The following is a 22,354-nucleotide window of genomic DNA, read 5'->3' on the forward strand; positions in this document are numbered from 1 at the left end:
TCGAAGATTTTTTCACCGCTTCATCTTGTTGATTTTGGGCTAAAATTCACATATTTATACGATCAATCTCCAGCTAATTATTAGAGGTTGTTCGTTTTAAAGTCAGCGCAGCTTATGAAGAACCCCTCCACCCGACAGAATCTGGCCTTGTTTGTCTTGTTCTTTCTTTTTTGTTCTCAAAATGTGTTTTCTCAGGACGCTTCAAGCTGTGAGCAGGCAGTGGTGGCTAGTACTGGAATCAACACTGTTCCTGCAACCGGACAAGATGGCTATTGGTATACCTACACTGTTCCAGCAGATGGTAAGCTGATAGTTTCTTCTTCAACCGACCTTTGGGTAAATCTCAGCTACAATACTTGCGACAATAGATACTATGCTGGATCAGGTATTGGAAATGCAAGTTTTGCTAACGCCACTGAAGGTCAGGAGGTTTTTATTTACTGGAACCTCGGTAGCGGCAGCGGCGACTTTGAATGGAGTATTGATATAGTTGAGCTTGGAGAAGGTGATAATTGTTCTTTATCTAAGCCAATAGTTGTTGGGGAGAACTACTTGCCCTCTACCAATGGTCAATATTGGTTTAGCTACCTAATGCCAGCGGATGGAAGGGTAGTGGTTGAAACAGCTGAAGCGGTTTATTTTGAAATTTTACATGGTAACTGTACTGACGAATATTTATACTGGGATGCTTCTTCTTCCTCTGGGGCCTCAGTTTCGTTTGAAGCCAATGAAAATGTGATAGTTAGGTTTAGGGTCGAGGAGGGAGGGGATTTCAATTGGACTTTTAACGTTTTGGATCTGGCAGATGGGGATGTATGTGATTTTGCAAAAGAAGCTTCTAACGGAGTCAATTCTATTCCTCAAGGAGCACCGAATATTTACTGGTTTAAGTACACTAAAGCAACTGAAGGGAAAATTGTACTTGACACTTCCCCTTGGAGGACAATCAATACATATTCGGGGATTTGCGGCAATTTAGAGTTAATTGATAGCCATTATCGGGGTTCAGTATTAACTGATGTTGAATTGGGAACTGAGGTGTATATCGCTGTTCATACACAATTTAGCTCTGCGACTGAACTGGTAATTGAGGAATCACCATTGGAGCCTGGTGATGGCTGCAATTCTACGTCATTGGCAGTTGAAGGAACGAATAGTTTACCATCAACGGAGCAATATGAATATTGGTATGAGTTCACTATGCCAGCCGAAGGTAAGCTGGAAATTACTTCCGAAGCTAACGCTCAGCTTTTTGTCTATTCTGGTAACTGTAACCTGCTCAACTATGAAATCAATGGATATGGACAAGCTACTGCAACTGGTTTAGTTTCAGGTGAAAAAGTTTGGATCGTTTGGGACACCTATAGCTACGATAACTTTGACTGGGATTTAACTGTAAGTGATCTTTCACCAGGAGACAATTGTTCTTTGGCCGAGACGGCGGTTGAAGGGACTAATCACCTACCTGAAACCACCTTAGATTATTATTGGTACACCTATACAACTCCAAGAACAGGGAGATTGACAATAATGTCTGAAACAGACCAATGGGTTAATGTTCAGTATAATAATTGCGAACAACTTTATGGCTTTGCATCCGGATATGGCGATTTGTCCAAGCCAGTCTTTGAGGCTGGAACACAGCTTTTCATCCAATGGAACACTAACAATGGAGGCGATTTCGACTGGAGCATAAGCTTGGATGACTTTGAACCTGGGGACATTTGCGAAGTGCCAATTGATGCAACTGAGGGTTCAAACGCATTCACAACAGGGGGATACGTTGATCAGTGGTATCGCTTTGTGATGCCGAATGATCAAAAACTTTCAATCGTCAGTCTTGATCAATATTCGAGTTGTTCGATTTATACGGGAGTTTGTGAAAATTTGTACTACGAGACCGGTGGTCAAAAGGGCACATCCGTCACTGGGCTTGAGTCCGGTGACGAGGTATTAATAAGATGGTATGGCCCCAACACATTCGGCTGGTCTCTCGTTTTGGAAGGTTATGAGGAAGGTGACTATTGTGAAATTGCCAAGGTAGCCGTAGACGGTACAAATGAACTTCCTGCCACAAGCAACCAATACTTTTGGTATAAATATCAGGCTCCTAGAGATGGAAAGTTGGTAATTAGTTCCAGTGTACATAAGTATGTAGATGTTTTGTCGGGTGACTGTGAAAGTTACTATTGGCTGGCCTCGGGATATGAGGACTTGACTGTTCCTGAGGTTTCTGAAGGTGATGAAATGTTTATCAGGTGGTCAGCTAATCCTGGGGGTTTTTCTTGGGATATCTCTGTCGAGGAACCGCAATTGGGAGACAAATGCGCCTTGCCTGCCACAGCTCAAATTGGCATAAATTCTATGCCTGAAATTTCGTCCTACTACTGGTATACCTTCACTGTTGAGGAGGAGGGGATGTTGTCAATTCGCTCTGAAAGTGATGACTATGTAAACGTTTTCTCAAACAATTGTAACAACCAAAATATTTTGGGATATGGATATGGAAATGTTGATGTGGAAAATGTTGAAGTTGGTGAAGAGGTATTAATAAGGTGGAATTACAATTCTGGTGGAGATTTTGACTGGACACTAAGTTATAAATCGCTAACTGACGGGGATATTTGTTCGTTGGCGGTCGAAGCCCAGGAAGGGATCAATTCGATTGCAAATACTTATTCATTTTACAAATGGTATAGTTTTACCATGCCCAGGGATGGTAAACTGACTATTGAATCAAATGCCTACGCTGACATTGCTGTGTACGCTAACTCTTGTGAGGATCTGACCTATAAGGGCAATTATTACTATGGGAAAATATCAGTTCCATCTCTAGAAGAGGGTACGCAGATTTTGCTTCGATGGTCTCTTGGTTATGAAGACGGGTTTAATTGGACACTTGCTGTTGAAGACGATGCGGCCGGGGATAGCTGTGACCTACCAGAGACTGCGATAATCGGGACAAATCACTTGCCAGAATCAAACTTAACCTATTTCTGGTACAATTATATAGCCCCTTCATCCGGTAAGCTAAAGATATCAAGGGAGGTCTGGGGGTCAGTAAATGTTTTTACTGGTACCTGCCAAAGCCTATCCTATTATGGAGGCGGGTATGGTAACGGAGATCTGCTGGTGCCAGGGTTTAACGAAGGGGATCAGATATTTATTCAATGGTATCAGGCCTCTAATTTCGATTGGAATTTGGAATTTGTACCCTACGAAACGGGCGACTTTTGTACCGATCCGCTAGATGCGGGAGTAGGAACTAATACTACCGATTCAGCCCCGATTTGGTTCAAATTCACCGTGCCCGCAGAAGGCGACCTCACTATCTCCTCAGTGGGCACCACAACAACCGACACCTACCTGAGGCTTTATCAATCCTGCGGGCTTGGCAGTTTTGCTTCCAACGACGATTTTGGAGGCACCTCTCAAAGTGAGATAACTGTTACCAGTCTTGCCAGAGGAGAAGAAATATGGATGCTGTGGGATGATAGCAACAGTATAGACGGGTTTGACTGGACGATTACCTTCGATTCCAATGTGGAGCCGTTTGATCAGACTATAACTTTCGACGCAATTAGCAACAAAACCTATGGAAGCCAATTCGATATAGTGCCTACCAGCGACTCGGACTTGGATGTATTGGTTGAAGTTATCTCAGGCCCTGCCGTTTTGGACGGTTCGTTACTTACTCTAAACGGGCTGGGAGAAGTTATCATAGAAGCGAGTCAAGTAGGTGATTACTACTTCAATCCGGCTGTGCCCGTCCAAAGAAGCTTCACAGTTAACCCTGCTCCCATGGTAGTTAAGGCGGCCAACAAAACGATTACCTATGGTGATCCTTTGCCGAATTTGACATACTCAATAAGCGGGTTTGTTAACGGTGAAACGAGTGAAGTTGTCACCGGTGTAATCTCCATTTCAACTGATGCCGGTGAGACGCCGAATGTAGGCATTTATGATATAGTTACCAGTGGCGGGGAGGCAGTCAATTACAATATTTCACATGTCAAGGGTACTCTTACCGTTGAAAAACCATCGCAAACACTGACATTTGATCCACTTCCTGAAAAGGCATTTGGCGATGGTGTGCTTGAGTTGGTAGCCATCGGTGGGGCATCGGGAAACCCGGTGGCCTTTTCGAGTGGCAACACTGAAGTGGCGACAGTGGAAGGCAATTTATTGACGATAGCAGGTGCGGGAACAACCACCATTACGGCGTACCAGGAAGGCGGCGATAATTATAAAGATGCCTCAGTCGAAAGGCAGTTGATAGTCAACAAAGCCAGTCAGTCCGTAGAGTTCGCCGAGCTTACCCAAAAGATATTTGGCGATGAGGCTTTTTCCCTCTCGGCGGTCTCTTCCTCAGGATTGACCGTTTCATTTTCAAGTTCGAACACGGCTGTGGCACAGATTGAAAATGGAATACTAAGTATAAAATCTGCAGGCGAAGCTACTATTACTGCGCTTCAGCCAGGTGATGGTAATTATAACCTAGCGACAGCCACACAACTGCTTGTCATCAATAAGGCATCCCAGGTAATAACCTTTCCAGAAATTGGCCCTACCGTAGGTATATCCAATGGTGCCTTAACACTTTCAGCGACAAGTTCGTCGGGATTGGGTACGTCCTACAGCGTAACTGGCCCTGCAACACTTTTAGGCAAAGTGTTGACTTTAACTGCTCCTGGTCAGGTTGAAGTTACGGCTACTCAAGGAGGGAACATAAACTATCTACCCGCCGAAGATGTCACGATGGGGTTCGAAGTGATTGATGATACTAATCAGAGAGCGGAGCAAACCATTTTGTTTTCTCCAATCGAAGACAAGACCTTTAGAGATGATCCATTTGAAATAGAGGCAACAGCTTCATCAGGCCTAGATATTGTTTTTATAATCGAAAACGGCCCGGCAACAATTGACGGTTTTGTTGTTACATTGACAGGGGCTGGCAGCGTAACTATTGCAGCTAATCAAGTGGGAGACGACGAATACGCTCCAGCCCCTGAAGTAACTCAATCTTTCATGGTGGGCAAGGCTACAGCAACCATTGCCCTGAGCAATTTGCAACAGAGCGTTGACGGCACTCCCAAAACCCCAACTGTAGTCGTTGACCCTCCTTTCGTTGACTATGTAGTTACGTTCGATGGTGGATCGGACGAGCCTGTGGAACCTGGGAGCTACGAGGTAGTAGTTGAAATAAAGGATACCAACTATCAGGGAAGCGCCAGCGAGACTTTCGTACTGTCTGAAGCTTTGGCAGTGAAAGAGGGAGGCTTGGGTTTTGATGTAAAAACCTACCCAATTCCGGTTGTTAACTATCTCACAATTGAAATGGCTGGCTTAACAAATAGAAATCAGGCAGCCAACAAGGTCGTCAGACTAATTGACCTGCTGGGCCGAGAATCATTTCGAGGCTCCTTTGTCGGAGATAAAAACATGATAGACCTCACGTATCAGCCAACTGGCATCTACTTCCTTATTGTTGAAAACGAAAAGGGCGAGGTGCTGAAGAGAGTGAAGGTGTGGAAGGAGTAAACGTTTCTCGTTGCAGTAAGCAAAGCAACTGATGCTGGCCAAATCTGGACCAAAATCCTCTGGCACGATGCCGAAGTATATGTGAGGAGTGGGAGTTTGAAGCGGTTGGGGTAGATTGTGTCCTTTTGTCAACGTTATTTTTTCTAAAGAAGTTGTTTCGTGACTTCGAACAAATTCTGACTCCGGCAATTTGTAGTTTGTAATACCTGTTTACTATGTTATTTTTAGCCCATATTTGATCTGATATGAGCAGAAAGTCTATTTCCTTCATTGCCCTTCTTTTTTTTACCTCTTTTGAAGGCCTCTTTTCTCAGGAAATTTCCTGGGCCTGGATGGCCGGGGAGAAAGAATCGTTCAGTTACTATGCTCCAAGGTTTGGAATAAAAGGCGAGGCTTCGCCGCTAAATTACCCTGGAAACAGACAAAGTGCAGCTACATTTGCTACGGAAAATGGACTCACTTACGTTTTTGGAGGTTCTGGGCACGACTATAAGGCATCACTTGGTTATCTCAATGATTTGTGGGTTTGGGACGGCTTAAACTGGACTTGGCTTGGGGGTTCAAAAGACCTTAAATCACCGCCGCACTTCGGGGAAATAGGGATAACTTCCGAGGCAAATTTACCTCCGGGTAGGTATGAAGCAATGATTTGGGCCGATGAAATTGGCAATGTATGGCTTTTTGGTGGGCAAGGAAGAGATGAAACATCGTCGAATGGTTTCTTCAATGACTTGTGGAAATGGGACGGAAGTAATTGGACATGGCTAAGTGGAAGTAATTACCTGGATCAATCTGGGTTATATTCCGGGGAGGATTCTCACTACCCTGGCGCAAGAGTAAACTCAATTGTTTGGATTGATTCAGATGGTACGCTATGGTTGTTTGGAGGATTTGGACGGGATGCAAACGGCGACGAGGGGTACCTAAATGATCTTTGGAAATGGGACGGGAACGACTGGGCGTGGATAGGTGGAAGTGATGAAATTGGGCAAGTTGGTGTTTATGGTGAGGTTGATGTTACAAATGCCGAAAACTATCCTGGAGCGAGAGCTTACACATCGGGAAGAATGGACTCGGACGGCAATGTATGGGTATTTGGCGGCCTGGGGTACGGTGAGGCTGATTTTGGGCAACTCAACGATCTTTGGATGTGGGATGGCTCAAACTGGGTTTGGAAATCAGGGTCTAAGGCTGGCGATACCCCAAGCACCTATGGAACTATTTTTGAGCCCTCAATATCTAATTCGCCAGGTGGTAGGTATGGATCAGCACTGGGTATCGATGTAGATGGAGGCATTTTGATCTTTGGGGGAACCGGCAGGGATGAAGTAGGGAGCTCAGGATACCTCCGCGATATTTGGAGGTGGGATGAAAATGGCTGGGCCTGGCAGGGTGGCGAGAAACTGCGAAATCTGCCAGGAAATTATATTCAAAAAGGCGAACCAACAGCTACAGGGGCGCCAGGCGCACGAGCATTAGCCTCCATGTGGTTTGATGAGACCGGACGACTTTTCGTATACGGAGGGAACGGCTATTCTGACACTAGTGAAACACACTGGTTGAATGATTTTTGGTCCTGGGAAGACAGCGAATGGACCTGGCGAGGAGGATTCCCTACCTTAGTAAAAAGTGGAAATTTTGGCATCAAAGGTGCTGCGACCCCAGGCGCTTCCCCTTCGGGTCGTTCTGCTTCTTCAGGTTGGATGGATCCAATTGGCGCAATTTGGATATTTGGAGGGTATGGCACTGACAAAAACGGAGGGCAGGGTCCTTTGAATGACATGTGGAGGTGGGACGGAGTCAACTGGATCTGGATGTATGGAAGCGACACAAAAGGCAATCCGGGGCAGTATGGAACTATGAGCGTTCGAGCAGAGGGCAACTATCCTTCAGCAAGATCAAGTTCAGCTACTTGGGTTGATGAATCTAATACCCTATGGTTGTTTGGAGGCGAATCTGGCTCTTTCTCGCTTAAAAATGATCTTTGGAAATGGGATGGTGACCAGTGGACTTGGGTAAAAGGTTCTAATCTTCAAAATGATGCTGGATCATACGGTTCGATTGGTGAAAAATTGGAGTCAAATAACCCTGGAGCAAGAAGCAATGCAACTGTTGCTTTAAAAAACAGTGAGGAAGTTTATCTTTTCGGAGGTCGAGGGTTCATACAAGGCGTTGGATTCACTTATTTCAATGACCTATGGAGGTGGGATGGTCACGACTGGGTTTTGATTAATGGAAGCGCTGAGGTTAACCAAACCGGAAATTATGGATTAAAAGGGGTCGGTGATGCTGGCAACATACCCCCTGCAAGATATGGGGCTTTTTCGTGGGTGGATGAAGAAGGTGCCTTTTGGATGTTTGGAGGCAGTTCTTTGGTAGGTTCAGAGGAACGTGTCTACAACGATCTTTGGAAATGGGATGGTGAAAGTTGGACATGGGTGGCAGGAAGTAGCGTGCCAAATCAACCGGGCAATTATGGTATTTTGGGAGCACCAGCAGCTTCTAATGTGCCAGGAGCAAGAACTTTGATGGCCGGATGGAAAGATAGAGTTGGTAATGTCTGGATTTATGGAGGGTCAGGTTTTGGTAGTGAAGAAGCCAATGCTGAACTGAATGACCTATGGCTTTGGGATGGCGAAGGCTGGGTTTGGATGGACGGCAGTAATACTGTAGACCAGGGAGGTGTTTTTGGAAGCATTGGGGAAGCATCTTCCGATTTTGTTCCAGGTGCCAGGAGGTTCGCAACACCAATTACAGCGCCATGCGGCGACATATGGTTGTTTGGCGGAATCGGGATGGATTCCAAGACTCAGCATGGCCGACTAAATGATTTGTGGAGGGTTGCAAATGGGGCCGTGTGTCAGCAAATTACTTTTGGGGAACTTCCGGTGAAGAAGTTTGGAGACAAGCCTTTTGAGCTTTCAGCTACTGGCGGAGGCTCTGGAAATCCTGTGCTCTTTGCCAGCAGCAATGAAGAGGTGGCAACCATTGACGGCAATACCGTTACAATAGTTGGCCCGGGAGAAGCTATCATCACAGCTACGCAGGAAGGGGACGATACCTTTGCAGCAGCCGAACCCGTCGAGCGTACGCTGCTGGTGAAGAAGACTGAGCCGGAATTTCAGTTTGCCTTCAATGCCGCCGATTTGCAACTCTCTGGGGGTGAGGTAAAGGCTTGGGACGTTGATGTCGACACTGATGGAAACATTTATGTCGTTGGATACTTTAGTGAGTCAGCTGATTTCGACCCGGGGCCAGGCACATTCTTCCTCACCTCCTTAAGCAACCGTGACATATTTATCGCTAAGTACACAGAGGAAGGAAGTCTCCTTTTCGCAAAATCAATAAGTGGGCTGAACTCACTATATGGCAATAATATAGCAGTCACAAATGATGGAGAGTTTTGGATTTCAGGGAAAATAACAGGAACGGCTGATGTCGATCCTGGTGAGGGGGTATATAACTTAACGGCCAATAACCAGTTGTTCGTTGCTAAGTTTAGTGACAGCGCTGAACTTCTTTTCGCTTATGCTTTTGATGGAGATGGTTCATCAACAGACGTGGATTTGAAAGTTGACGGGCTTGGGAATGCGATTTTGACGGGCAACTTCACATCGAACATGGGAGTTAACCACAAATCTGGAAGGAAGACACTTTTTTCGTCAGGCAATAGTGATATCTTTTTGGTTAAATACTCGCCTTTAGGCGAACTATTGTATGGGGTCAAGTTCGGCGCATCAGGATATGATTCTCCCTCCTCAATGGCGGTCGATGATTTTGATAATGTACTTATAGCGGGCTCTTTTACAGGAACGATTGACTTTGATCCAGGGATAGAAACACTAAATCTCACTTCGGCTGGAGATCAGGATATTTTCTTTTCAAAATTCAATTCAACTGGTGAGCTGATTTTTTCTAAAAGGATAGGAGGCAGTAGCACCGACTTTTGCAGTTCAATTACGATCGATGGACAAAGCAACTTATGGATAACCGGTACCTTCAGAGGAAGTGTTGATTTCAACCCAAATGATGGAATAAAAACCCTTTCGTCTTCTGGGTGGGCCGACATTTTCATTGCCAAGTTTAATCTATCTGGTGAATTTTTGGCGGCGGAAAAAATAGGAGGTGGTGAAGTAGAATCAGTGGATAGAATTAATGCTGATTCGCAGGGCAACATTTACATATCGGGTGAATTTCCCGCAGATCTTAATTTTGGAAGTGTTGCTTTGGAGTGGGATGGGGAAGCCGCCGACATCTACTTTGCAAAGTATGATTCGGATCTTAACTTTATTTTTGCTAAAAAACTTAATGGAGAGTTTATTATTGATAGCAATGCCTCTGCTGTTGATCAAGATGGAAACTTGATTGTGGCCGGGTACTTTGCGGTGACTATTGATATGGATCCGGAGAATGGAGTATTCAATCTCGAAATTGACAAAAGCTCTTTCAATTCCTTCATTGGGAAGTACTCTCTAGATGGCGGGTTCAAATGGGCTGCACAGTTGGGCAACATACCAGCAATATCTACAATGGATTCAGGCAATGATATCGAAATCGACGAAGAAGGCAATGTATACGTAACAGGATACTTTGGGGGTCTGACAGATTTTGACCCGGGGGAAGGAGTTGCTGAGCTGGTCAATGAGTTTGGGTCTTCCTTGTTTTTGGCCAAGTACGATAAGTTTGGAAATTTGATTTTTGCGAAAGGAAACGGATCCAATAATTCTTTTTCGTTCGGAGAAGACTTGGCGCTTGATGGTGAAGGAAATATATGGGTAACCGGTACCTTTATTGGAGACACAGATTTTGACCTGGGGGCTGGGGTGAACATTGTTTCAGGGAACTCTCAAAACGACATTTTTTTAGCAAAATATGACAATGCGGGAGAATTGATTTTTGTAAAAACTATTGCAGGAACTAATTACGAATACGTAGAAGGACTTGTAATCGGCAGTGATGGAAGTGCCCTGATCACTGGTCGATTTCAGGGCACAGTTGACTTTGACCCAGGCCCAGGAGAGCGTCTTCTGACGTCGGCAGGTAGTTATGATATTTTCCTGGCAAAATACTCCACTACAGGAGATATAGTATTTGCCTTAAGTATGGGGGGAAGTAATTCGCAGGGGGCGACTTCTGTCAATGTTGACAGTAACGGTGATATTATAATGACTGGGTATTATTTGGGTACTTCTGATTTTGATCCGGGAGTTGGCACCTTCCAGTTGGTACCGATTGGCCCAACTAATTCCTTTATCGCAAAGTATAACGCCGACGGAAGTCTGATCTTTGCTAAACCTTTGGGAGGGAATAGATATACGAATACATCGAGTGTATTGATAGACAGTAAAGACAATATTCTGCTTGTAGGAGATTATTCAGGAACGACTGATTTTGACTTGGGAGATGGAGTCAGTTACATCTCTGTTTCGGGCGTGAATGACGTATTTCTTGCAAAATACAACACGAATGGCAATCTGATTTTTGCTGAAAAAATTGGAGGAGCCTACGGGGTTGGGCTTACCTATTGCTCATCGGCAAAAACTGATTCCGATGACAACATTTTGATTACAGGACGATTTAACAGCTTGCCCGATTTCGACCCGAAAGAAGGCAAATTTGAACTTTCGTCAAACGGAGGTTTAGATATATTTCTTTCAAAATACAATCCAAGTGGAAGCTTGATCTACGCCAGATCTATCGGCGGCGTTCTTGACGATGTAGGCAACGACATTGCCGTTGGTGCAAATGGCGAAGTTTGGGTCACTGGGCAGTTCTCGCATACTGTTGACTTTGACCCGACATTGAAGCAGTCTGAGCTTGCCACAATCAATAATACCGGCGATATATTTTTGGCCAAGTTTGAAGAAAAGGCCGCCCAGGCTATCATATTCGATGCCCCTGAAGCAAAGACCTACGGTGATGAGCCGTTTGAACTAAGTGCTGAGGGTGACGAAGAGGGGGATCTAATTGTGTTTGCGAGCTCCGATTCGAAAGTTGCAGCAGTTGTTGAAAATACAGCGACTATAAAGGGGGCCGGCGAAGTGTTCCTGATTGCAGTCCGGGAGAGTGATGGAGTCGATGCCTATACTGAGGAGCGTAGAAAGCTAGTAGTAGAAAAAGCACCTCTGGAAATCATTGCTCAGGATTTGGAGCTTGAGTATGGTGTATCTCCCAGCGAAAGTTTTTCTGTGGAGTTTGATGGTTTTGTGTATGAAGAAGATGAAACTGATCTCAAGGGGACTTTAAGATTTGTTGAATTGTATCGTCCCGGTGTTGGCCTTTACCAAAACCAAATCACACCTTATGGTTTCACGTCCAGCAACTATCAAATTCATACCCAGAGTGCTGATTTAACTGTTATTCCGACGTACCTTCTTATAATAGGCAACGATCTCACCGTTGAGTATGGAGATGACCCTAACGAGTTGTTAACGGTGTCCTATGATGGGTTTGCGTACGATGACGATGAGAATGGCGATGCGAACGGCAATCAAACCCTATGGGGAGAAATCCAGTTTGAAGCAATAAATGAAACGGAAAGAGGTACTTACTTGGGTGTAGTTGTACCATCCGGTGTCGTTAGCAATAGCAACTACGACCTGACCTTCCAAACCGGTGACCTGACGATAAAAAAGCGAAAGCTGACTGTAACCGGCGATGATATTAGTATCCCATACGACTCCCCCATCCCACCACTTAACTACACCATTGTCAATTTTGCTTTTGACGAAAACGAGGAGGTGTTGACGAGCGAAGTAGTCATCAATGCTACAGCAGTTCAGGGAGATGTACCAGGGGAATATCCGATTGAAGTGTCGGGTGGGGCGGCCGACAACTATTCATTTAAATATGTGGCTGGAACCCTCACCATTGAAAAGCTGGATCAGGATTTAACATTTGGGCAAATCGCTGATAAGGTTTTCGGGGACACTGCATTTGAGCTTTCTGCAGAGTCAACCGTTGAGGGGGAGATTACATTTTCCAGTTCCGACGAAAGTGTAGTCTCCGTCGAAGGTAATATGGCGACAATTGTTGGAGCGGGAGAAGTGACCATTACCGCCCATAAGGCAGGAAGTGACTGGTACAGCGAAGCCGAAGTAGTTCAGTCGGTAACAGTTAGTAAAGCTTCGCAAACTATCACCTTTGTTGCGCCAGAGGCTGCTGTTTATGGAGATGGGGATGTTGGCCTTGTGGCTTCGTCCACGTCGGGGTTAGAAGTTATTTTTCAAAGCTCGGATGAATCCGTAGTACTAGTGGAGGGAGCAAAAGTTAAGATTATTGGTGCAGGCACAGCTACTTTAACGGCCTCTCAGGCGGGCGATGAGAATTATGAAGCCGCCAATACTGTGGAACACTTGTTTAATGTTGCCAGGTCGCCGCAGGAGATTGCTTTCGCAGAATTGGCGGGCAAGACTTTTGGAGATGAACCATTTGAGCTGTCGGCAAGCACCAATTCAGGCCTTGATATAGTCTACACCAGTTCAGATGAGACGGTGGCGACAATTGAGGGTTCGCTGGTGTCCATCGTCGGAGCAGGCGAAACAGTTGTCACGGCCAGGCAGATAGGCAACGCCAACTATGAAGCGGCAGAAGTTGAGCAGACACTGACAATTGCCAGGGCGTCTCAATCCATCACTTTCGAAGAAATAGCAGACCAGCTGCTAAGTACCGGTAGTATAGCCCTTGAAGTTGAAGCCAGCTCAGGCCTGATCGTTGCACTTGAAGTAATCGGATCTGCCACGTTGGAGGGCAGCACTCTCACTTTTACTGGTTCTGGAGAGGTGACCGTCTCGGCAAGTCAGGAGGGTAATGCCAATTACCTGCCTTCAGAACCGATATCGAGAAGCTTTGAGGTGACAGATGACACGGTTATAGAGCCAGTAAAGGAAGATCAAGCGATCACTTTTGAAGCTGTTGACAACAAAACTTTCGGAGATACTCCCTTCGAGCTGTCAGCTACGGCTAGCTCAGGCTTGCCGGTTACCTTATCAGTGAACGAAGGTCCGGCGACAGTCAGTGGTTCGGTTGTTACTATCACCGGTGCCGGTACTGTTACCATTGTAGCAAACCAGGATGGAAATGAGGCATTCAATCCTGCTAGCCCTACGAGCCAGACGTTTACAGTGGCTAAGGCCACAGCTGAAATTACACTGTCTGGACTGGCGCAAGAAGCCGACGGTAGCCCGAAGGAGGTGCAAGTATCCACCAGCCCAGAGGGACTCAGTGTAGAGGTTGCCTATAATGGCTCCCTGGATGCACCGTCAGAAGCGGGAAGCTACCTGGTGACTGCGACCATTGAGGAACAGGACTACCAGGGAAGTGCTGAGGGTATTCTTTCTCTTACAGTAATTGAAACCGGGGTCGAACTCGACGGGTGGCAAATAAGTGTCTTCCCCAATCCGGTGTCAGAAAAGCTTACGGTTGAAGTTAAGGCGCACATGGATGGAAATATTTATCTTTTTGATATGCTCGGGAGGAAAAGGCTGGAGAAGGCACTCGATTCTATCGTGACTATCCTCAACTTGCGGCATCAGCCGGCCGGCATTTACCTTCTTGTTGTTGAAAACGACAAAGGCGAGATCGTGAAGAGGGTCAAGGTTAGAAAAGAGTAACTGCATACACACTTTGCAAAGTAAAAGTGCTCGACAAAGGCCAAATCTGGATCAAGATTCAATGGAGAGACTCAGAAGTCTACGTGAGGACAGGGAGCCTGAAAAGACTCGGGTAGGTATTGACACTTTGCCGAAATTCCCCGTTTACAAGGGTCTTTGCCCCACTCAAATATGTTGTAGCATTTCCCCAACTTTTCCCTATTTTTATCAGACTCACAAACTACCATTTACCTAGCTGCCAATTCGCATGTACAAAAGAAGACTCTTGACGCTCGTAAGTACTGCCAGTGTCATTTGCCTTGCGACTTTAATGTTGTTTGCTCAGGAGGCAAACTACCCGGATACGATAGCAGCGAAACTGAAGCGACTGGAATCTGCCGCAGAAAAAGTCACCTACCTCAATGAAGCAGCCTACCAGCTCCGAACCAGCGAACCGGCCCTGGCCCTGACTTTGGCTCGCAAAGCCAAAACACTTTCAGAAGATGACCAACTGCTTGTCGGCAAAACCAATATTACTTTGGCACAGCTGCTGTTGTACACTGGAGAAACCGATTCGGCAGAACTCTTGTTGAAGGAGGCCAGTCGGATATTTCTCACTGTTAACGACAGCGCCCAGTTGGCAAAGTCATACTTTGAACTGGGTACGCTGTACTACTACGAATCAAACGACTCGCTGGCACTAGAAAACTTCTTTAAGGCCCTCCCTATGTTGCAGGCACTGAATGACCTGCGAGGCCAGGCTTTTTTGTACAATAACTTATCGAACCTGGTGAGCTACATGGACGATACTGAAGGAGCCATCGATTACATGCTCAAGTCGATTGACCTGAAGCAGCAGCTGGGCGACGAGGCCCTGCTAGGCACCAGCTACCACAACCTGGGCAGGCTCTACTACCGGCTTGGCAATGTGGACATGGCCATCAACTACTTCAGAATGAGCCTTCGGCTGAAGAAAAAATACAATAACATCAAAGGCCTTGCCACCACTTACAATTCTCTGGCAGGCATTCAGCTAAAGCTTAAACGAAACGACTCTGCTATCTTTTATCACCAGGAGGCAATTGCCATCGACAGGCAACTGCAAGATACGCTGGGATTGGCCAACGACGTGCTTTCCCTTGCTGACACTTACCTGGAGTTGGGTAATTTTAGCAGGGCGGTGCAGTATAGCCTTGAAGCACTGACTTATGCTGAGGAACCGAGACTCATAAGGGATACCCGGCAGGTTGTGGCGCAAAGCTATCAGGGGGCGGGCGATTACAGAAAGGCACTGCAATACTACCAGCTATATATGAGCCTGAATGATTCTCTCACTAATGCCGATCGGCAGAAAAGTATCGACGAGCTAAGAGAAAAATACGAAACTGAAGAAAAGCAAAAGGAAATCATTCTACTGGCCAGAGAAAACGAAATTGCGGGGCTTGAGCTCGACAAAACCCGCAGCCAGCTTTACCTGGCTCTGGCGGCGGTAGTATTAGTGGTGGGTGGCGCTTTTGTGTTTGTGTGGAACACGCAGCTGAAGCGGAAACTGCTCAACGAAGAGATTACCAACCTGCGTAATCAGCTTAATTTATTGCTGGCCCCGGGAGATAGCCAGGGGGAATTGTCCATGGAAGTTGTAAATGATAAGCTGACCTCGCCGTTAACTGAGAGGGAGTTTGAAATACTGCGGCTGGCCGTGTCAGATATGAATAACAAAGAGATTGCAGAGACGGTCTTTTTATCGGTTCACACCGTTAAGTTCCATCTAAGCAAGATCTACGAAAAGCTGGGTGTAAACGACCGCCAGGCTGCCCTCAAGTTTATAGCAATAAAATAGTCATTTTTAATCACCTCATTTTCAATTACTTGTAAAAACTAGCCACCCGGCTAGTAGGTGTTTCACCCGTGGTGGGTGAGGAGGAAGGGAGTTAATAAGAGAAAATTTGGTTTCACAAATCGCTGAAACCATGAAAAAATTACTGTTTTCTTTATTATTCATATTGAGTGCGCTCATAAGTTGGGCGCAATATGAACCTCTCACTTGGGTAACGGGATCACCCGCATCTGGTTATAACGAAGTCTATTTGGACATGACCTTTGGGTACACTATGCAATTTGTGGAAACCGATGTTGCAGCCCGGGACCTTTTGATTACCATTGCCAACGAATCGGGTTCTTTTACCTACTCATATGGTAGTGCAACGTTGACTCCCCTAAGTGGTGGAAAAACTCGGATTAAAATTAGTAGTTCAATCCATAACTTTCCTCCAGGTTCTGCGCATGGACCCTACGATTGGCCTCACGGCATAAGATTGAAAGTAACCATATCAGCTGGGATGTTCAAAAACCAGAACAATGTAGTATGGCCAGCTTCTGAAAGCTACTACTATGTCACTGCTGTAGATAATATTAGGCCTATAGTGAGAGACCATAATGCAACAGGCCTTATCAATGATGAAGATATAAATTATTACTATTTTGAATTCTCGGAGCCTGTAATCAGAGGCAATGGGATGATCAGATTCATCAATGAAGAAGATCCTTCACGATCACTTGTTTACAGTTCGTTCGACCCGAGAGTTAGTATTGTCCCTATTCTCAACACCCCAGGTTCTGGTCTCTCTAAATCTACAGTGGCCATCAGACCAGATAAGCTAATAAGTGATGGAGGCTTTTTAAGTGATGATTATGATAGGTATCGAGTGCAAATAGATAGGGATGCATTTGTAGATACCCGAGGTGCAGGTTTGGATGTCCATTATTTAAGTGAACAATTTACCGTTAATAACAACATAGCGTATGATTTTGAGTTTGCAGTTGGATTACCTTACGAGAACCATCCTCCACAAAGGGAAGTAGGTACATTTTCAGTAAAGGGAGTAGGTTATCCTCAATTCAGTATCACCAATAATCCCGCCTATCCTGACAATAATTTGTTCTATGTAGTGGGGGATAAACTAAAAACTAAGATTTCGTTCGATTACGAAACCAAATCGAGCTACACCCTCGAGGTAGCAGTAGCTGAACTTGTAATGGAGATTACTGTTGATGTGATTGATGCTGTAACTGAGGCACCACAATTGGTCGCTACGGCTCCAGTAAGCTCGGCCTTACCACCACAATTTCCGGGCAATTTAGTACGCAGACTTAAGATGGAATTTCATCAGCCGATCACGGTAACCGACAACTCAATTTACATCTATAAAAAACCTTCAAATACACTGGTGCAGCAAATTAATTTGTCAACGGATCCTAATGTTTCGATATATAACGAAAATACTTTGATCGTGAATATTGATGCATTGGAATCAAGCACTTCGTACTATGTGTATGTTCCTAATAATGCCATTGCCTTGTATCCAGGTAGAATAGCCGACACAGATTGGCAATTTACAACCGCCAATGTGCTATCAGCACCCACAGGCCCTACCAATATAACATTGAGTCAAAATTCAGTGTACGAAAATGAGCCGCTTTATACCAACATTGGGGCACTGACTGCCACCGACCCTACATTGCAGGAAACTTTCGATTACTACTTTACAGATACGGGCACCAAGATAAGCCCAGACGGTAAATTCACGATTACGCAGTTTCAACAGGATTTTGGATTGAACACTGGAATTCTTTTTGACTACGAAGATCAAAACAGTTACAATGTAGATATTACAGTACAGGATGCAGGTGGCCTTCGCTATTCGAAAATATTTACAATCAACATTTTGGATGGTGACAATGAAGCACCTACCAACATCCAGTTTAGCGGACAGTTTGCCACAGACGGCCAGCCTGTACCTACTATTATGGGGCAATTCACCACCACAGATGCCCTTACTGATACGCATGTCTATCAACTGGTAGGAGGCGAAGGCGATGATGATAATGCGAAGTTTACCATTAGTGGCAACAACCTGCGTTCGGCCATGGTTTTTGACTATACTACACAAAACACATTTAAAATCCGGGTACGCTCAAGAGATCAGGGATTCCTTACTGTTGTGCGCACATTTACAGTGCAAATAGCACCAAGCGACCCGAACTTTAATGCCATTACCAAGTTACCACAGACCATCACATTTCCTACTATGAACAATGTGACTTACAGTCCAGCGCAAACTATTCCTTTGGCCGCTACGGCTAGTTCTGGTCTTTCATTAATTTATTCTATAAATGCTGGTCAGGCGTATGTAGATGGCAGTACGCTGCACATTACGGGTGGAGGGTTAATAGAGATCGAAGCTTATCAGTCTGGCAACGCTACCTTTTCATCGGCATCAGAAACAGCCTCTTTCACTGTGAATAAGGCTGCGCAGACCATCACCTTTGGTGCACTCGCTCCTAAAGTGGTAGGCGATGCGCCTTACAATGTGACGGCTACATCTACTTCCGGATTAACGCCAATATTTCAAAGCTCGAATACAGCCGTGGCCACCATTAATGCCAGCGGTTTGGTAACCATAGTAGCAGCAGGTACTACCACCATTACCGCTTCACATCTAGGTGATTTAGAATACAGATCAACTGCTGGCGTTGGCCGAGTTTTAACTGTGAATAGTCCTGATATTGAACCATCTATCCAATATCAAGCTCCTGAAAATGGAGCGATTGATATAGAAATTGACCTGAGTAACAATGACCTGGCATTTGATTTTGATGAAGATGTCAGTACTGGGAGTGGTGCAGTCTTACTAATAAAAAATTATGACACGGATGAAATAATTGAATCCATTGACATAGCCAATCAATCGTATGTTGGTGGATCAATAGAAGTACCTATTTCGTTTTTGCCTTATGGCACCAAAGTTTACATATTGGTTGAGCCTGTTGGAACAATCACTTCCGATGATACCGGACTTTCCTTTTCTGGATTAGATGATAAAAATGATTGGGTATTTACTACCGGGGCTGCACCGGTTGAACCTGCCATTTCTTCTTTATCCCCGGCAAACGGTGCCACCAATGTCTCAGTGAACAGCAGCTTCACTTTGGATTTTAATATAGACCTGTACGTGTCTCCTGATGTCAGTTTGGAATTAAGAAATTATGAGACAGATGCGGTAATAGAGGCAATGGCCATAACTTCCAAAGCTTATGTGGATGAAAATATTGTACTTACTCCATCCAGTGGTCTGCCGGAAGGAACGAAACTCTATGCTGTACTCGCTGGATCAGGATATATTGAAAATTACGATTGCGGTTGTATCGAATTTGAAGGATTGTCTAATAAAGATGAATGGACTTTTACCACGGCATCAGCAGATGACACCACTCCACCCCAAATAGTTTCTCTTTCGCCTGCTGATGATGCTACCAATGTGCCTGTCAATGCAAATTTTGTAGCCACCTTTGATGAGCCTATTGCAATTGGTACAGGTTTAGCGCAGGCTATAATTTTGTATAAAAATAACAGTGAATTTTTGGATATTGCTGAAGGTGATCCGCAGCTAACAGTATCTGGCAATACGCTTACTGTTAATTTTAATAATGATCTATTGCCCAATACAAATTACTCAATTTATATTAGAAACAGTGTTTCCGATTTGAGTGGAAATTACAACGGTTCATTTCTCCCACTTACTTCATGGAACTTCACTACAGCACCAGCCGCTAACTCTGCACCAACTGATATCACACTTAATACTTTAACTATCAATGAAAGCAACGGTGTGGATGCAAATGTTGCAGCAATCTCTACAACTGATCCCGATGAAGGAAATACATTTTCTTACTCCCTTGTCAGCGGTGAAGGGAGCACTGATAATGGTAGTTTCAGAGTAACTGGAAATTTATTGAAAGTAGTAATTGTCACCGATTTTGAAACAAAATCTAGCTATTCTATTCGACTAAGAACAACGGATAATGGAGGATTGACGTTTGAAAAATCTTTTACAATTACGGTGAACAATTTACCTGAAACACCTACAGACTTTACACTCAGCAATACTACCATTGCAGAAAACAATGCAATCAATGCCACTATTGGAACTTTCAGCACCTCCGACCCTGACAACGGAGAGACATTTACTTATACACTCATCGGGGGTGCTGGAGGCGATGACAATGGTAGTTTCAATATCAATGGAGCAAGTCTTAGAGCGAATAGTGCCTTTGATTTCGAGACTAAAAACAGTTACTCCATTCGTGTTCGCACCTTGGATAGTGGTGGGAAATCACTCCAGAAGACCTTTATTATTACAGTGGCCGATGTGAATGACATTCCGCCCGCCCTTGTAAGCCTTACCCCAACCGACAATGCGGTGTTTGACCCTGAAACTCGAGTGCTATCCATGACTTTTGACAAACCCGTACGATACGGAAATGTTGTTGGACAGTTTAAAATTTACACCGAAAACGGAGCTGATTTTGTTAATACTAACGTTGAAGCATCAGAAAGCAGAGTTGTAATCAATGACAATGTAGTCACGGTTACTTTTCCAGGGCCAGATTGGCTTCCCGGTAGCTATTACGTGACGCTTAGCGCAAATACCATCGAAGATTTTGACGACAATCAATTCGGAGGATTCAGCAACCCGGGCTATTGGAACTTTACTGTTACTGACCCAGCCAAGACAAACCAAATCATTACCCTAGCTAATATTGCAGACAAACTAACCACCGATGCAGCTTTTGAAGTATCAGCAAGTGCGAGCTCAGGTTTGGCAGTAGCACTCGGTATCTCAGGGCCAGCAAGTCTCAATGGTACTACAATTACCCTTGACGGTACAGCCGGAACGGTAATGGTAACCGCCAACCAGGCAGGAAATGATATGTTCAATGCTGCACCCGAAACAAGCGTGAGTTTTGAAGTAACTGCTCCAGCTGCAGAAAAAGCAGACCAGACAATTACTTTCGATGCATTGCCTTCCAAAACATTTGGTGCTGCTCGATTTGACCTGGTGGCCAGTAGCGATGCAGCCTTACCGGTGACTTTTACCAGCTCAAATGAATCTGTGGCGACTATCAGCGACGCTACAGTGACCATTGTAGGTGCTGGCACCGCCACCATTACTGCTTCTCAGGCAGGCGATACGAATCACAATGCAGCAGTTGATGTGCAGCAGGACCTTGTCGTTGATAAGGCCGTACAGACTATCACCTTCGAGCCGATAGCAGCACAGGTGTTGAGCACTGGCGCCATCCCACTTGCAGCAAGTGCCAGCTCTGGCCTAACCGTTAGCTATGAAGTAAGCGGGCCAGCTACTTTAGAAGGAACAACATTGACTTTCACAGGGGCAGGAGATATCACGGTAACTGCCAGTCAGGCCGGGAATGTGAATTACATGGCAGCGACAGCATTGCCGAGGACTTTCACAGTAACCGATGATACTCCTGTTGACCCTGTGAAAGAGGATCAGGCGATTAGTTTCGAAGCGATTGCTGATAAAACCTTTGGCGATGCTGCCTTTGACCTGACGGCCACTTCCAGTTCAGCATTGCCTGTAAGCTACACTATAACCGGTCCGGCTACCATTAGTGGAAGCACAGTGACGATCATAGGTGCCGGAAGTGTGACTATTACTGCGAGTCAGAGTGGAAATGAAAGCTTCAATGTAGCTCCTGACCTCAGCCAAAGCTTTACGGTCAACAAGGCTATTGCGACCATCACACTGTCAAACCTGGAGCAGGAGGCTGACGGCTCGCCGAAGACGCCTTTAGCCACAACCGACCCAGCAGGTTTGGGGGTGGTGTTTAGCTTCAACGGCGAAACGATAATGCCGGTGGCAGCTGGAAGTTACACTGTATTGGCAACGATTAATGACGCCAATTACCAGGGCAGTGCAGAAGCCGTATTTGAATTAGCTGAGGTGGTAGAGACTGGCGTGGCCGATGAACTGAGCCTGGTGTTGGTTTATCCTAACCCATTTGTGGAAACGATCAATATTGAAGGCAAAAACCTAAGTGTCATCCGCCTGCGCAATCTTAACGGACAGCTAATGTTTGAAAGAGCTGTCACTGACAAAACAGAGCTTGCTACTCCTGATTTGATGCCTGGTGTTTATCTTCTTTATCTGGTTGATGGCGAAGGAAGATCCAACGTTAGGAGGATGGTAAAGAAATAGTAGATCCCCCACAACAACTGGATTTATTACTAACCTGAGTTCGATTAATAAAACGTTGAAATATTGGGGAGGAAAAATAGATAAAACCAGTGCGCTTGTTTATATTTAAGTATCTGACATTCAAAGATATACAAGCAAAGCACATGGTTCTATCTGACA

The 22,354-nt window shown here is 45.1% G+C and carries 4 protein-coding genes; all 4 read left to right on the plus strand.

Annotated features, from left to right (window positions below):
• The first annotated feature begins 114 nt into the window (after positions 1 to 114).
• Positions 115 to 5,541: an MBG domain-containing protein gene (locus GC130_RS17385; protein WP_151999613.1), complete on the plus strand. Its 5,427-nt coding sequence runs from the start codon at positions 115 to 117 to the stop codon at positions 5,539 to 5,541.
• A gap of 245 nt (positions 5,542 to 5,786) precedes the next feature.
• Positions 5,787 to 14,153, plus strand: a complete 8,367-nt coding sequence (locus tag GC130_RS17390; RefSeq protein WP_151999614.1) for an MBG domain-containing protein — start codon at positions 5,787 to 5,789, stop codon at positions 14,151 to 14,153.
• A gap of 247 nt (positions 14,154 to 14,400) precedes the next feature.
• Positions 14,401 to 15,972, plus strand: a complete 1,572-nt coding sequence (locus GC130_RS17395) for a tetratricopeptide repeat protein (RefSeq protein ID WP_151999615.1) — start codon at positions 14,401 to 14,403, stop codon at positions 15,970 to 15,972.
• A 130-nt stretch (positions 15,973 to 16,102) separates the two neighbouring features.
• Positions 16,103 to 22,195 carry an Ig-like domain-containing protein gene (locus GC130_RS17400; protein ID WP_151999616.1) on the plus strand — a complete coding sequence of 2,031 codons (6,093 nt, stop codon included), beginning with the start codon at positions 16,103 to 16,105 and terminating at the stop codon, positions 22,193 to 22,195.
• Positions 22,196 to 22,354 lie beyond the last annotated feature (159 nt).

Source organism: Imperialibacter sp. EC-SDR9 (genome assembly GCF_902498805.1).
In the GTDB taxonomy this organism is placed as follows: domain Bacteria; phylum Bacteroidota; class Bacteroidia; order Cytophagales; family Cyclobacteriaceae; genus Imperialibacter.

Bases quoted from the DNA above. Each gene is read 5' to 3' on its own strand.
- GC130_RS17385 (WP_151999613.1), top strand. From the start codon at position 115: ATGAAGAACCCCTCCACCCGACAGAATCTGGCCTTGTTTGTCTTGTTC.
- GC130_RS17390 (WP_151999614.1), top strand. From the start codon at position 5,787: ATGAGCAGAAAGTCTATTTCCTTCATTGCCCTTCTTTTTTTTACCTCT.
- GC130_RS17395 (WP_151999615.1), top strand. From the start codon at position 14,401: ATGTACAAAAGAAGACTCTTGACGCTCGTAAGTACTGCCAGTGTCATT.
- GC130_RS17400 (WP_151999616.1), top strand. From the start codon at position 16,103: ATGAAAAAATTACTGTTTTCTTTATTATTCATATTGAGTGCGCTCATA.